Source organism: Mycobacterium sp. 141, from assembly GCF_000382405.1.
Taxonomy (GTDB): Bacteria; Actinomycetota; Actinomycetes; order Mycobacteriales; family Mycobacteriaceae; genus Mycobacterium.
Genome location: NZ_KB908258.1, coordinates 350,940 through 364,514, shown reverse-complemented (window position 1 = coordinate 364,514; position 13,575 = coordinate 350,940). Strand labels below are relative to the sequence as shown.

Annotated in this window: 17 protein-coding genes; 10 read left to right on the top strand and 7 right to left on the bottom strand. The window is 64.9% G+C overall.

Going from position 1 to position 13,575, the window contains the following annotated elements; genetic code table 11:
* Positions 1 to 2 precede the first annotated feature (2 nt).
* From ychF to H276_RS0108975, 3 genes are all read left to right on the top strand, one after another.
* On the top strand, positions 3 to 1,085 hold the full coding sequence (ychF, locus tag H276_RS0108985; protein ID WP_018598885.1) for a redox-regulated ATPase YchF: 1,083 nt from the start codon (positions 3 to 5) through the stop codon (positions 1,083 to 1,085).
* Between the two features lie 105 nt (positions 1,086 to 1,190).
* The gene (locus H276_RS0108980; RefSeq protein WP_036460788.1) at positions 1,191 to 1,409 is read left to right on the top strand and encodes a type II toxin-antitoxin system VapB family antitoxin; all 219 of its coding nucleotides are present in this window, start codon (positions 1,191 to 1,193) and stop codon (positions 1,407 to 1,409) included.
* On the top strand, positions 1,406 to 1,819 hold the full coding sequence (locus H276_RS0108975; RefSeq protein WP_019970968.1) for a PIN domain-containing protein: 414 nt from the start codon (positions 1,406 to 1,408) through the stop codon (positions 1,817 to 1,819). The genes H276_RS0108980 and H276_RS0108975 overlap by 4 nt, the downstream gene beginning before the upstream one ends.
* 42 nt (positions 1,820 to 1,861) lie before the next feature.
* Here H276_RS0108975 and H276_RS25640 read toward each other — a convergent pair whose 3' ends face one another.
* The 3 genes from H276_RS25640 to H276_RS0108960 form a co-directional block, all read right to left on the bottom strand.
* Positions 1,862 to 2,245 carry a gamma-glutamylcyclotransferase family protein gene (locus tag H276_RS25640; protein ID WP_051111404.1) on the bottom strand — a complete coding sequence of 128 codons (384 nt, stop codon included), beginning with the start codon at positions 2,243 to 2,245 and terminating at the stop codon, positions 1,862 to 1,864.
* Positions 2,246 to 2,440: 195 nt separating this feature from the next.
* A complete protein-coding gene (locus H276_RS0108965) occupies positions 2,441 to 2,662 on the bottom strand; it encodes a sigma factor-like helix-turn-helix DNA-binding protein (protein ID WP_231376633.1) in 222 nt (73 codons plus the stop codon).
* Positions 2,663 to 2,891: 229 nt separating this feature from the next.
* Positions 2,892 to 3,587 carry a hypothetical protein gene (locus H276_RS0108960; protein ID WP_019970965.1) on the bottom strand — a complete coding sequence of 232 codons (696 nt, stop codon included), beginning with the start codon at positions 3,585 to 3,587 and terminating at the stop codon, positions 2,892 to 2,894.
* A gap of 26 nt (positions 3,588 to 3,613) precedes the next feature.
* On the opposite strand from H276_RS0108960, the gene H276_RS25005 reads away from it, so the two are divergent.
* From H276_RS25005 to H276_RS0108940, 4 genes are all read left to right on the top strand, one after another.
* Complete coding sequence (locus H276_RS25005; protein WP_196807870.1) at positions 3,614 to 3,781, top strand: hypothetical protein; 168 nt, start codon at positions 3,614 to 3,616, stop codon at positions 3,779 to 3,781.
* 135 nt (positions 3,782 to 3,916) lie between these two features.
* A complete protein-coding gene (locus H276_RS0108950; RefSeq protein ID WP_019970963.1) occupies positions 3,917 to 4,357 on the top strand; it encodes a VOC family protein in 441 nt (146 codons plus the stop codon).
* A 106-nt stretch (positions 4,358 to 4,463) separates the two neighbouring features.
* Positions 4,464 to 4,649: a hypothetical protein gene (locus tag H276_RS0108945; RefSeq protein WP_019970962.1), complete on the top strand. Its 186-nt coding sequence runs from the start codon at positions 4,464 to 4,466 to the stop codon at positions 4,647 to 4,649.
* Between the two features lie 3 nt (positions 4,650 to 4,652).
* Positions 4,653 to 5,912: a hypothetical protein gene (locus H276_RS0108940; protein WP_019970961.1), complete on the top strand. Its 1,260-nt coding sequence runs from the start codon at positions 4,653 to 4,655 to the stop codon at positions 5,910 to 5,912.
* Positions 5,913 to 6,288: 376 nt separating this feature from the next.
* Here H276_RS0108940 and H276_RS0108935 read toward each other — a convergent pair whose 3' ends face one another.
* On the bottom strand, positions 6,289 to 7,080 hold the full coding sequence (locus H276_RS0108935) for a FadR/GntR family transcriptional regulator (RefSeq protein WP_026356750.1): 792 nt from the start codon (positions 7,078 to 7,080) through the stop codon (positions 6,289 to 6,291).
* 415 nt (positions 7,081 to 7,495) lie between these two features.
* Positions 7,496 to 8,254 carry a fasciclin domain-containing protein gene (locus tag H276_RS0108930; protein ID WP_019970959.1) on the bottom strand — a complete coding sequence of 253 codons (759 nt, stop codon included), beginning with the start codon at positions 8,252 to 8,254 and terminating at the stop codon, positions 7,496 to 7,498.
* Between the two features lie 378 nt (positions 8,255 to 8,632).
* Between H276_RS0108930 and H276_RS0108925 the strand changes: the two genes are divergently transcribed.
* On the top strand, positions 8,633 to 9,154 hold the full coding sequence (locus H276_RS0108925) for a gamma carbonic anhydrase family protein (RefSeq protein WP_026356749.1): 522 nt from the start codon (positions 8,633 to 8,635) through the stop codon (positions 9,152 to 9,154).
* Between the two features lie 203 nt (positions 9,155 to 9,357).
* Here the strand turns inward: H276_RS0108925 and H276_RS24580 are convergent, their stop codons facing one another.
* Positions 9,358 to 9,513: a hypothetical protein gene (locus tag H276_RS24580; RefSeq protein ID WP_196807869.1), complete on the bottom strand. Its 156-nt coding sequence runs from the start codon at positions 9,511 to 9,513 to the stop codon at positions 9,358 to 9,360.
* Between the two features lie 373 nt (positions 9,514 to 9,886).
* On the opposite strand from H276_RS24580, the gene H276_RS0108915 reads away from it, so the two are divergent.
* Complete coding sequence (locus H276_RS0108915) at positions 9,887 to 12,160, top strand: MMPL family transporter (RefSeq protein ID WP_036460743.1); 2,274 nt, start codon at positions 9,887 to 9,889, stop codon at positions 12,158 to 12,160.
* Positions 12,150 to 12,845, top strand: coding sequence for a TetR/AcrR family transcriptional regulator (locus tag H276_RS0108910; protein ID WP_019970955.1), 696 nt, complete (start codon positions 12,150 to 12,152; stop codon positions 12,843 to 12,845). The genes H276_RS0108915 and H276_RS0108910 overlap by 11 nt, the downstream gene beginning before the upstream one ends.
* Here the strand turns inward: H276_RS0108910 and H276_RS0108905 are convergent.
* On the bottom strand, positions 12,842 to 13,555 hold the full coding sequence (locus H276_RS0108905; RefSeq protein ID WP_026356748.1) for an NAD-dependent deacylase: 714 nt from the start codon (positions 13,553 to 13,555) through the stop codon (positions 12,842 to 12,844). The genes H276_RS0108910 and H276_RS0108905 overlap by 4 nt on opposite strands.
* Positions 13,556 to 13,575: the final 20 nt, after the last annotated feature.

Genomic DNA, 13,575 nt, shown 5'->3' with positions numbered 1-13,575 from the left:
CTGTGAGCCTGAACTTGGGAATCGTCGGTTTGCCGAACGTGGGTAAGTCGACTCTGTTCAATGCCCTGACACGCAACAACGTGTTGGCGGCCAACTACCCCTTCGCGACCATCGAACCCAACGAGGGCGTGGTGCCGCTGCCGGATCCGCGGCTCGAGGAACTCGCGAAAATGTTCGGCTCCGAGAAGCTGGTGCCTGCGCCAGTGACGTTCGTCGATATCGCCGGAATCGTCAAAGGTGCATCCGAAGGCGCCGGACTGGGCAACAAGTTCCTGGCGAACATCCGTGAGTGCGATGCGATTTGCCAGGTTGTCCGGGTTTTCACCGATGACGACGTGGTGCACGTCGACGGCCGGGTCGACCCGCGCTCCGATATCGAGGTCATCGAGACCGAGCTGATCCTGGCCGATATGCAGACGTTGGAGAAGGCCATCCCGCGGCTGGAGAAGGAGGCTCGGACTCACAAGGACCGTAAGCCCATCTACGACGCCGCCGTGGCAGCCCAAGAGGTGCTCAACAGCGGTAAGACTTTGTTTTCTGCGGGTTCAGGGGGGCCTGACGCATCACTGCTGCGCGAGCTCAACCTGCTCACCACCAAGCCGTTCCTCTACGTGTTCAACGCCGACGAGGGTGTGCTGACCGACCAGGCGCGCAGGAGTGAGCTGCGCGAACTGGTCGCTCCGGCCGACGCGGTGTTCCTCGACGCGAAGATCGAGGCGGAACTGCTGGAGCTCGATGACGAGTCCGCGGCCGAGCTGCTCGAGTCGATCGGGCAGAGCGAGCGTGGGCTCGATGCGCTGGCCCGGGCCGGATTCCACACGCTGCGTCTGCAGACGTACCTGACCGCAGGGCCCAAGGAAGCACGTGCCTGGACGATCCATCAGGGCGACACCGCGCCCAAGGCTGCCGGCGTCATCCACAGTGACTTCGAGAAGGGCTTCATCAAGGCTGAGGTGGTCTCCTTCGACGACCTGATGCAGGCCGGCTCCATGGCAGCTGCCAAAGCGGCCGGCAAGGTGCGCATGGAAGGCAAGGACTACGTCATGGTCGACGGCGATGTCGTCGAATTCCGGTTCAACGTGTAGCCGGGTTCCGGTTCAACCCTGGAAAGTGGTGGGCTGCGGTAAGACCGCGGCTACTGCGACCCCAGCGTTATATAATCACGTATATAGCGAGCGAAGGGGCGCATGATGGCTGTCACCAGCGTGGACCTGGATCCGGAACTGATGAAGCGTGCCAGGGCGCTCACGGGCGAGCGATCGAATCGGGCCGTTCTGGATCTTGCATTGCGCCGGCTCATCGCCTCGAAGCAGAAGGGCGCGATGATCGACGGCATCGCGGGATTGGCTGATCTCGCCGCCGAGTTGGGTGCGCCCGTGACCTCTCCGGACCTAACCGAAACCTCGTGACGGACTACCTCGTCGACAACTCGGTCTGGGCAAGGTTGGCCACCCGAGACGAGGGGATCGCCGCGCGGCTGCGGCGCATCGAGCGAGCCCCGGCCGACCTGTTCGTCACATGTTCGCCGCAGGTGCTCGAGTTCTGCCACAGCGCTCGCACGCCCGAAGAGCACGCGCACTATCGCGAGCAGATCTCCCTCGGCTTCCCGCTCGAGCGTGCGCCCGACGAATCGCTGGTGCTCGAAATCCAGAGCGCCCTATGGAATTCTGGCCTCGTGCGGGCGGCCGGTTCACTTGACATACTCATTGCCGGCTATGCCATCGTGAATGATGCGACCGTGCTGGCTGCAGACCACGACTTTGACCACATCGCCAGGGTCGTCGAGTTGCGCCACGAGTACATAGCGCCTTCGTCCTGATGTTGTTTCGCGCTGGAATGTGGTCGAGTTCCGGTTCAACGTCTAGGCGCGGGGAAGCGGAGGTTTGGCAGTTCCCCGTGCCGGATCATCCACCAGTGTGTACACGTATGCGGCCACCTCGCCGGTAACGCCGCTGACGGAGACCGAGACGCGCCGATAACCTGATCCCTCGAATTCGTCGAGTCGCTGCCAGTGAGCTGGTAGGTCCCGGGAGGCGAAGACGTGTACCGCAACCTCGGGACCTGAGTCATCCAAGACGACCCCCGGGTAAATGCCCCAGCCACGCTCGTGAAGGTGACCTCTTATCGACCCTTGCGTCCAAGTGCCGGAGAGCTCGTAGAGCACGTGTGCGTTCGAGCGTCCCGGAGCGAGAGTGCCGTATACGGCCAGTCGGTGTTCCAATCCGAGTCGGTCGGCCGTACCCATCTCACTATTGTTGCCGCTGCCCGCGGGGTCAATCTTGCGGGTGCCGATGAACGATGGCGTCCAGGCTGTGTCGAGCAAAGGGACAGCACCTCAGTCTCGGCAAACGCTCCGTTGACATACCGTGTCTTGCAGACGACTTCGCCGTAACTGCCGACTCGTGGGCCGCACGCGTCCGGCGCGCCGACTTATCGTGGTTCAGACGTTCGTGCTCATTTCCATCTCCAGCACGATGAGCCGCAGCCGTCGCAGGGCGTAGTGCAGTCTCAATTTCACAGTGCCTTCGGCGATACCCAGATCGTCGGCGATCCGCTGGGTGGTCCAACCGAGATAGAACGATCGGCTGAGGACGGCGCGGTGTGGTTCGGGCAGATGCGTCAGTGCCTCTGCGAGCTGCATGCGGTCCAAAACGGCGTTCACCTCGTCGGCCCCCAACACTCGTCGGCCCCCCAACAAATGATCACAAGCTCAAGGCGCCTCGGGAGAACTGACCTCGTAACGAAATCGGGCCGATCGGCTGCCGTCGACGACGATGTTACGGCCGACGACGAAAAATCAGGCCCCTACGTCTGGCCCCTGTCAGTGAATAACGGGTGACGTCACACACAGCAATATCTCCCGCACCCATCCCCATCTTCGACAGTGGCGTTCAGTCGCGGATGACGGAGATCTCGTCGCCGAGCCGGTAGCCGCTCGTCAGCGGCAACCGGTCACCGCTCCAGAACGACCCGGGATCGAAATAGTTCTCCCGCTTCTCGGTGTCGATCAGCCCCATCTCCTCGTAGGTGATGGCAACGGTCTCGGCGCAGTACGCCGTCTCCAGGCCGGCTTCGCGCTTCTTTGCTTTGTTTCGCTGAGCGGACTCGCGAACCTTCTTGTGCACGAGCGGCATTCCCCGGGTGAAATCGCTGACGATCGGCAGTCGCCCGCGCATCCATCGGCCCGTCAGCCGCGCGGTGGTCGGAAAAGCGGTGCCGTTTATCCGCGCCACCACCTTCAGCAGCCGATCCTCCTGTTCCCGGGTGGCGAAAGGGACGAGTTGACGCAGCCAGCAGTGCTGGCCGTAGTGGTCCATCCACTGGTCGATGACCTCGCGGGCGTCGTTGAGCTGCACGCCGCGGTGATGAGTGCCGGTCCAGAGGTCCACGAGTTTGTGGCCCAGCTCGGCGTGCCAGATCAGCGGCGGCAGATCGTCGATTGCGACGGTCATCCCGACGTGGTTCACGGGCGCGTTGGTCAGAGTCTGGATGGCTCGGTCCGGTCCGGAGGCACCCCGGAAAAGCCAGATATCGCCGGTTCGGGTCTCCTGCAATGCCCGGCTGACGGACACCGTGTGCGCGTTCACTCGGGCAGCTTATGCAGAATCTGGTCATGAAAAGTCTTTGGAAATGGATTGGTCTGGCCGGTGTCGCCGGAGTGGTGGCCGGTGGTGTCCTGGTTGCCCGTGATCAACGCAAGCGCAACGCGTACACCCCCGACGATATTCGGGCTCGGCTGCATCAGCGGTTGGCCGACGCGGACACCCCGCCGGCAAGCTGAGCCGACAACGAGTTCTGTGCGCACCGAATGGAACTCGTGATGTCGTGACGGGAGTTACCCAGAGGCGGTGAGTTTCGGCCGGCGGGACCGTCTGATTTGAAGACAACATTGCCGAGCGCACCAAGGAGACCACCTATGCCATCGATCACGCCCGCGTTGTGGTTCGACGACCACCTCGCCGAGGCCGCAGAGTTCTACCTCTCGGTGTTCCCCAATTCGTCGATCGAGAAGCTCAACGACGTGTCCGTGGTCTTCGTGCTGGACGGCCACCGGTTCATCGGGATCAACGGCGGTCCGCAGTTCCCGTTCACCGAGGCGGTGTCGTTCATGATCGGCTGCCAGGACCAGGACGAGGTGGACTACTACTGGACCCGCCTCACCGATGATGGTGGGGAGGAATCGCAGTGTGGCTGGCTCAAAGACCGCTACGGGTTGAGCTGGCAGGTTGTTCCGTATCGATTGTTCGAACTGATCGGTGACCCCGATCCGGCCCGGGCGCAGGCTGCAACCAAGACGATGATGGGCATGCGCAAAATCGTGATCGCCGAGTTGGAGGCCGCAGCCGACGACGCTTAGCTCCAGGATGTCGGCCGCCGTCCGCCGGGCACGACGCTGCGGCACGTTACGTTGGACGGCGAGTGCGTGAACTGACGCACGGTGCCGGTCCCACGGAGAAGCATTCATGGCAGACGGCAGTGCCGGCGCGGAGGAGTTGATCGATCAGGTGCTCGACTCGGTCAGCGGTCTCACCATCCTGCGGAGGTCGCCGCACAACACGGTGTCGACAGTGCAGGCCACCACCGTCGTGCAACTGCGAGCACGTCGGCACGACTGGGGCGCGATGGCGGCGACGGGCCCGGGCGCCTGAACAATGCGCCGGTTGACAGCGATCGACGCCCAGACCTACTGGATGTCGGCCACGATTCCCAACGATCAGTTCATTCTGTATGGATTCGCCGGTGCACCAACCGAACTGGAGTCAGCACTGCGCGACGTGCGGCACCGCGCCGAGCGGTGCCCCGAACTGGGCCTGCGGATACGCGACGACCACCCGTGGCGGTATCCGCTGTGGGTACCGTGTGGCGTCGGCGACGACCAGTTCGCCGTCCACGATCTCGGCGGACCCGACTGGAACGACTGTCTCTCCGCGGTGGGTGGGCTGGCTGACCACCAGCTCGACGCGACGCAGGCCACCTGGCGGCTCCACGTTTTCCCGCGCGTCTGTGGTATCCCAGGCGCTGCCGAAGCGGGCACGGTGATCGTGCTGCAGATGGCGCATGTGCTCGCTGACGGCAGCCGATCGGCGGATCTGGCCGGATGGATGTTCGGCAGGCCCGCCATGGTAGCGACCGTCGTGGTGCCCCGGTTGGTGACTGCCAGACTGCCGTGGCGGGCCGCGCAGGCCGCGCGGTGGCATCGCAGGCTGGTGCGGGACGAGGACGGTGGTCACGTCCCCCGGCAGGCGCCGTCCCGGCCGGCGCTGTCCAGTAACGCCAGACCCGAGGGATCGCGTTACGTGCGCACCATCGTCCGTGACCGTGGACAGCTGGCCGGCCCGACGGTGACTGTCGCGGTGCTGGCTGCCGTGTCCCGCGCGCTCAGTGAGCACCTGCGTGAGCTCGGCGACGATCCCGCGGATCTGGGTGCTGAGGTGCCGATGGCCAAACCCGTTGTCCGGCAAGTGAACAACCAGTTCGGCAATGTCGGTATCGGGTTATATCCCGCGTTGGACCACGATGCCCGCATCGGGCACATCATGCACGATCTCGCCCAACGGCGCCGTCGTGCTCAGCATCCCGCGATGATGGCGGCCGGTCGGGCATTCGCCGCCACGCCGGCATCGCTATTACGTTGGGGCGTCAAGCAATTCGACCCCACGCTGCGTTCGGACACAGTGACGGGCAACACCGTGGTCTCCAGTGTCAACCGCGGAGCGGCGGATCTGCGCTTCGGTGCCGCGCCGGTGCTGGTGACAGCCGGATACCCGGCGCTGTCGCCGATGATGGGCCTCACCCACGGTGTGCACGGTATCGGTAGCACCGTGGCGATCAGCGTCCATGCCGCCGAGTCGGCGGTTCAGAGCATCGATGCCTATATAGCGCGCCTAAACCGGGCGCTCGAACCCGGCTAGCCGGTGAGGTCATCCGACCGACCGGCCGCCAGTCGTGACCACTGCGGTATGGGCCTGCCGTCGATGCGCGTGTTGGAACCGTCCACCTGTCACCGCTGTGGCCAGCCTGCTGGCGAATCCTCCCACGGCTCTTGACATCCGTACACGGTGAGATCCATGAGCGCGTAGCTGTAGTCCATGGCCTCCACGCCAGGTGCTCGAGCGCGGTCTCAAGGTAGGAAATGTCGCTGTCGCCGGTGGCCACCAACGCCTCGCCGGATACGTGCCAGCAGGGGCCGCTAACTCTCTACCGAGATTCACGTGAGGGATAAAAACGCGGCCGAATTTGTCCCTGACGTGAATCTCGGTGTTCGCGGTGGGGACTCTCAGCAAGCCTTTAGCGCATGATGTCGCGAACCTTGACGGTCTCGATGTCCTGCAGCATGAGGACGCGGGCGGTGTCCATATGTTTGCGCCAGTGCGCCTCGGCGGCATCGCCATCTCCCGACCGGACGAGCTGTATCAGCTTGCGGTAAGACCGCATCAGCTTGTCGTAGTCGGCCTTCGACACCGGTTGGCGCTCCTTGAACAGGAATGCGTGGTGCCGCACGGTGATCTCGTGCAGCATGCCGGCGATCATGCCCAGCGTGGCGTTACCCGACAACTCGACCACTCGGCGATGAAAATCACTGGTGGTCTCTGCCAGTCGGTCGGACTGGTGGTCCTTCGGGATGTGCTCGTCGAGGATCCGCTCCAGTTCGGCGAAGGTGGCCTCGTCGCCTTTCTCGGCCAGCAGCCGTACGGCCATCGGTTCGATCGCCGCACGCCCCACCAGGAGGTCGGCGATGTCGGCGCCGGACAGTTCGAGCAGCAGGCCGGCCGGACGGGCGACGATCTCGGGGCCGGGAACCCGCACCCGGGCACCGGTACGAGAGCCGCGCCGCACCTCGACCAGTCGCTCGGATTCGAGCACGCGCACTGCCTCGCGCAAGGTAGGCCTGCTGACCCCGAAATGTTCCATGAGCTCGGCTTCGTTGGGCAGAAAGTCGCCGTCTTTGAGCTGGCCGCCGACGACCATGCGCCGTAACGTGCCTGCGACGAGCTCAGCGGTCTTCGGGGAGCGGACCGGGGCCTGTGGCGTAATCGCGTCCGGCCCGATCATCGGTGCCAGCGGTGTACTTCCAGCCACAAGGTCTCCTGCTGATAGCGGACGAGCCAGCCGCTGCGGCGGGTGTGCAACTCAGTAAACCATGTGGGCTGCGGGCCTCGCCGCGAGCGGAGCAATCAACGTACCCGAATCCGCAGGTTGGGTCGTCTATCAGCTGGAAGGTTGACCGAGTAAACCTACCGTTCCACGTTCATCGAGGCGGTCGGTACATGTGCGCAATGCTTCGGTGCGGCGTTACTTCACCTGCTGTAGACCGAAGACGCCAAAGAAGGACCGCTCGCCTTCATACAGAAGCGTCAGCCGATCTGGAAAGCGAAGTAAGCCGCCAGTCAACAAGGAGTGGATTTCCGTCGAGCAGACACAAAGTTGCCCCAAATCAAGCGATTTGGGGCAACTTTGTGTCTGCTCGCGGAGGGTAGTCCTCGCGCGTACCAGGTCAGCCGATCGGTGCGTCGGCCGCCGGAGTCTCAGTCGCCGGACTCTCGGGCGGCGTGGGCTGCTCGCTCGACACAGTCGTGGTGGGGGTGGTTGTCGTGGTTGTCGTGGTCGTAGTGACACCCGACGGGGTGAGTGGCGGCGGGGGGGAGTTCGGGTCCAGCACGGCGTCGATGATGTAGATGCGGGCGTTCTGGGCCTCGATGCCGCCGCAGATCACCTTGGCGGTGTCGTTGACCTTGATGTCGCCGCCCTTGCCGGTCACGTTGATCTCAGCGCCCTGCTGGGTGGGACGCTGACCCTTGACGTCGTCCGGGCCGAGCAGGCCGAGGAACGCGTGGTAGTAGTCCAGGCTGGTGAGCGCGGCGACGTCGCCCTTGAGCTCGTCCAGCTTGCCCGGCTCCAGCGCTTCGAATGCGTCGTTGGTCGGGGCGAACACGACATATGGGCCGTTGTCGAGGACCGGGGCGATGTCGACGGCCGGGTTCATGCCGCCGGAGATGGCGGAGTTGAACGTGCTGAGCTCCGGGATGCTCGCGAGGACTTTGCTGACGGGTTGCTTCGACAGCGCCTTCCAGTCGGGCATTTCCTTCTTGAAGGCGTCGCAGCCGGGGCCCTGCGGGTCCGGGATTTCGACGGTGACCGTTTCCGTTGTTGTCGGCGCTGCCGGGTCGGCGGAAGCAGTGATCGACAGCGGCAGCGACGCTGCGATCGCAGCGACCGCTGCGGCTGCGCCGAGTGTCTTGGTGCGTGTCTTCATAGGTGGGTTTTCCTCCCGCTCATGCTTGGCCTGTGGTTCGTCGGCAGCCGGTGACGCGTGTGCCCAAGCGGGGGCACACGAAATACGACGGCCTCGGCGTTCCCCGCGGCGCCGCATCGGATGGTAAGGGTAACGGTACGGTTACGGCAAAGCGGAAGTGTCTACCGCGGCCCGTTCGACCTTACCGGCGCGCTCTTACCCTGATGCCGGCGCAGTAGGCCGCCGTGGCGAAGAACAGCCGGCCGTGAAGCCGCGCACAGCTGGTGGGGACGTGAAGACCCAATGGGCTGGGCATGCCGCCTTCGAGCTACCCCAAGGGTCTTCCAGGGAGTCCGATGCTGCGTGAATGCCCGCGAACGGCTGATTACGATGGCCGACATGCCCGAGCCGCTCATCCTCTCCGTCGCCGGTCATGCCCCGAAAGTGGATCCCGATGCCTGGATCGCACCCAATGCCAACGTGATCGGCCAGGTTTCGCTCGCGGCCGGCGCCAGTGTCTGGTACGGCGCGACGCTGCGTGCCGAGTTCGAGCCCATCGAGGTCGGTGCCGGCAGCAACATCCAGGACGGCGTGACCGTCCATGTGGACCCCGGGTTCCCGTGCCGCATCGCCGCCGGGGTGACGGTCGGTCACAACGTGGTGCTGCATGGCTGCACCGTCGAGGACGGCAGCCTGATCGGAATGGGTGCCGTGGTGCTCAACGGTGCGGTGGTCGGCGCCGGATCCCTGGTGGCCGCCGGGGCTGTGGTGCCGCAGGGGATGGTGGTGCCGCCACGGTCGCTCGTGGCCGGGGTTCCGGCCAAGGTGCGCCGCGAGCTCAGCGATGACGAAGTGGGCCACAACCAGATCAATGCGCAGGTCTACACGCATCTCACCGCACTGCACCGGCAGGGCGACTGAGTCGCGGCACGGATGCGTACGTGATGTCGGTGCAAGGCCGGCTGGACAGGGACTCGGGCATATGGGCCTGAGAAAGACATGAGCCTGAGAAAGAAACAGTCCCCGCGTCAGCGGGGACTGGCCATCACAGCATGGAGGGTTGAGGAACGCCTGCAAGGCGCAAACTCAACATGGGAAGCGCGCGCCGCGAGGCGCGCGCTTTCTTATACCGCTGTGCGCAGCGGTTGGAAGTCGTCAAACTGCTCCGAGGTGTCGCCCTCGACCAGGACATCGCCGTGGTAGAGAGCCTCGAAATCAACTTTGATGACATCGGCACTGGTGTCGTCGATCCACATGTACTGAACAGTAGGGGTCACCATTAAGGAATCTTTGAGTCACGATTCGGAAAATGGTGGCAATTCTTACTTCTGGGTAGGTTCCTGCCGCTAAGGCGACCCCGGACCGGCTCTTTTCGGCCTGCGAAGTGAATCGGGTTGGTGCCCGCCGATACCCTGACCGCCCAGGCGTCGATCATCGCGGAGATCACCGCGAAGGCCGCAAGGGGCGTCAGCACTCCGAGGAGCGGGTCAAGTGCCACCAGACCTGTCGCCGGCTGGTAATTGACCGGCCTGCGGATCAAGTGTGAAACGTCTCGTCGGCGTGCCTCCTGTGAATCAGCAGGTGTGCGTTGACGCGCCTAAGTTAACGTTGTTAAGTTAACGCCGATAACGGCCTGTGGGGAAGGGAATCGAAGTGCTGAACCGGATTGCCCACTTGGCCATCGCCGCGCCGCGGCGGATCCTCGTGTTAGCCGTGCTGGTGATGGTCGGCGCAGGGATCTTCGGGATTCCCGTCGCCAAGAGCTTGTCCGCCGGCGGCTTCCAGGACCCGGGGTCTGAATCGGCCCAGGCAGCCAAGCTGCTGTCGGACAAGTTCTACCGCGGCGACATGCAGCTGGTGATCAGCGTGACCGCTGATCAGGGAGTGCGCAGCCCGGTCGCGACGGCCGCGGCTACCGACATCGTCAACCAGTTGCAGGCCTCACCGGATGTGACGCAGGTCAGCTCGGCCTGGACTTCACCGCCGCCGGCAGCGGCCGCGCTGATCAGCAAGGATGGCCGGACCGGGCTCATCGTCGCAGGCATCGGCGGCGGTGAGAGTGGCGCACAGCAGCACGCCAAGGAGCTGACCGATCGGCTGGTGTACGACCGCAACGGCGTCACCGTGCGGGCCGGCGGCGAGGCGATGACCTACGTCCAGATCAACGGGCAGAGCGAGAAGGACCTGTTGACGATGGAATCCATCGCCATCCCGCTGAGCTTCCTGGTGCTGGTCTGGGTGTTCGGTGGGCTGCTGGCCGCCGCGCTGCCGCTCGCGGTCGGCGGGTTCGCGATCCTGGGATCGCTGGCGGTGCTGCGCGGGTTCACCATGATCACCGACGTCTCGATCTTCGCGCTGAACCTCACCGTCGCCATGGGTCTGGCCCTGGCCATCGACTACACGCTGTTGATCATCAGCCGGTACCGTGACGAGCTCGCCGACGGTGTTGCACCCGAACAGGCGCTGGTGCGGACCATGGTGACTGCCGGACGCACAGTGCTGTTCTCGGCGATGACGGTGGCGCTGTCCATGATCGCGATGGTGCTGTTCCCGATGTACTTCCTCAAGTCGTTCGCCTACGCAGGCATCGCGGTAGTGGCCCTGGCGGCGCTGGCCGCCGTCGTCATCGCCCCGGCGGCGATCGTGTTGCTCGGTGACCGCCTGGATGCCCTCGACGTCCGGCGGTTCGCCCGCCGCGTGCTCGGCAGACCCGAGCCGGTGCGCCAGCCGGTGGACCAGACACTGTGGTACCGCATGACGAAACGTGTCATGCGACGCTCGGTCCCGATCAGCATCACGCTGGTCGCAGTGCTGTTGCTGCTCGGAGCGCCGTTCCTGGGCATCAAATGGGGCTTCCCCGACGACCGTGTGCTGCCGCCGTCCGCATCTGCCCGTCAGGTGGGCGACGAGCTCCGGACGGCCTTCGCGGCCGATGCGGCGAGTGCGGTGACCGTCGTCATCCCGGATGCCAGCGGCCTGACTCCCGTCAACCTCGACAGGTACGCCGGAGCGCTTTCGACGGTGCCCGAAGTGACCTCGGTATCGGCCCCGGGCGGCACCTTCGTCGCGGGCCGGCTGGTGGGTCCGCCGTCGGCAGCGACCGGGCTGAACGGCGGCAGCGCCTTCATCACCGTCGGCAGCAGCGCACCGCTGTTCAGTGCTGCCTCCGATGCGCAATTGGATGCCCTGCATGCCGTACCGGCCCCGGCCGCGGTGCAGCTGACCGGTACCGCGCAGATCAACCGGGACAGCTCGGCAGCGATCACCTCGCGGCTACCGCTGGTCCTCGGGGTGATCGCGGCCATCACCTTCATATTGCTGTTCCTGCTCACCGGCAGCGTGGTGCTACCGCTGAAAGCCTTGTTGCTGAATGTGTTGTCGCTGTCTGCGGCGTTCGGCGCGCTGGTGTGGATCTTCCAGGACGGCAATCTGGACGCGCTGGGCACCACGCCCACCGGAACGCTCGTCGCCAACCTGCCGGTGCTGCTGTTCTGCATCGCCTTCGGGTTGTCGATGGACTATGAGGTGTTCCTGGTGTCGCGGATCCGCGAGTACTGGCTCGAAGCCGGTGGAGCCCCTTCTCGTGCCCGGAACGACGAGGCCGTGGCACTCGGGCTGGCCCGCACGGGCCGCGTGATCACCGCGGCGGCACTGGTGATGTCGATATCGTTCGCGGCGTTGATCGCCGCAAAGGTTGCGTTCATGCGCATGTTCGGGCTCGGGTTGACGTTGGCCATTCTCGTCGACGCCACCCTGGTCCGGGTTCTGCTGGTACCTGCGTTCATGCACATACTGGGCAAGTGGTGCTGGTGGGCGCCCGCGCCGCTGGCCCGGTTGCATCGTCGCATCGGAATCAGCGAATCCGGTGCGGCTGCGGCAACACGCGGCGATCAGAAATTTGCGGCCAGCATGACGGATGCTGAGTGACGTGATTCAACCTCTCCGGCGCAGACGCGCCCCGCGCGGTTCCGGCGAGCAGTTGCGCGACGAGATCATCGACGCGGCCACCGAACTGCTGCTGGAAACCGGGCAAGCCAAGGCCGTGTCGATCCGTTTGGTGGCAGAGCGGGTGGGCGTCACGCCGCCGTCGATCTATCTGCACTTCGCCGACAAGGACGCACTGCTGGATGCGGTGTGTGCGCGCTACTTCGAGAAGCTTGACGAGCAGATGCAGCTGGTGGCTGATCAGCCGTCATCGATCGAGGTGCTGCGCGCGCAAGGTCTGGCCTACGTGCGGTTCGCCCGCGAGACTCCCGAGCTCTACCGCATCGCCACCATGGGCGAGGGCAGACCGGGCAGCGACGTCGACCTGATGCTCAACAGCTCGGCATTCAGGCATCTGCGGACCTCGGTGGAAACGCTCATCGCCGAGGGGGTCTACCCGGCCGGCGACGCCACCGAGATGGCACTCGACCTGTGGACCGCGGCCCATGGTGTCGCCGCCATGTTGGTCGCCAAGCCATACCTGCCGTGGGGCGACGCCGAGGAGTTCACCGACCGGGTTTTGCGGGCAGTGTGTCTCGGGCAGATCGTGGCAGGCCTGATCGGAACCGACGTCACGCCCCAGGACAGCGTCAACCGGCTGAAGGATTTCACCGACGGTGCCTTCTAATCCAGCAGTGTCGGCAACCGCTGAAGCAGTCCGGGGAGTGCGGTCGCCGCAGTCTCCCGCAGCGAGAGCGTGGCACTGCCCGACAGCGGCGTGCGCTGCGGATTGACCTCGATCACCGGGATGCCGTTGGCCAGCGCCGCCTCCGGCAGCCCTGCGGCCGGGTAGACGATCGAGCTGGTGCCCACCACGATGACGAGGTCGGAGTTGCTCACCGCGGCCACCGAGCGCTGCCAGGCTGTCTCGGGCAGTGGTTCGCCGAACCAGACCACGTTCGGCCGGATGAGCCCGCTGCAGACGCACTGCGGCGGCTCGACCGCCTCGACCGGCTCCGGCATCTTCGGTAGCACTCCTTCGAACTGTGAACCGCATGCGTCACAACGGAATTCGAAGAGACTGCCGTGCAGGTGGTGGACGGTGGCGCTGCCGGCGCGTTCATGCAGATTGTCGACGTTCTGGGTGACGACGTGTATCTCGGCGTAGTCCTGCCAGGCCGCCACGGCGCGGTGACCGTTGTTCGGTTCGACCGCGGCCATCATGTAGTGCCGCCACAGGTACCACGCCCACACCCGCTCCGGGTGTCGCCGCCAACCATCCGAGCTGGAGATCTCGTACGGGTCGACCTTGGCCCACAGGCCCGTCTCGACGTCGCGGAACGTCGGCACACCACTTTCTGCCGATATTCCCGCGCCGCTGAGCACTGTCAATTGCACGTTCACCAACGTAGTGGCTT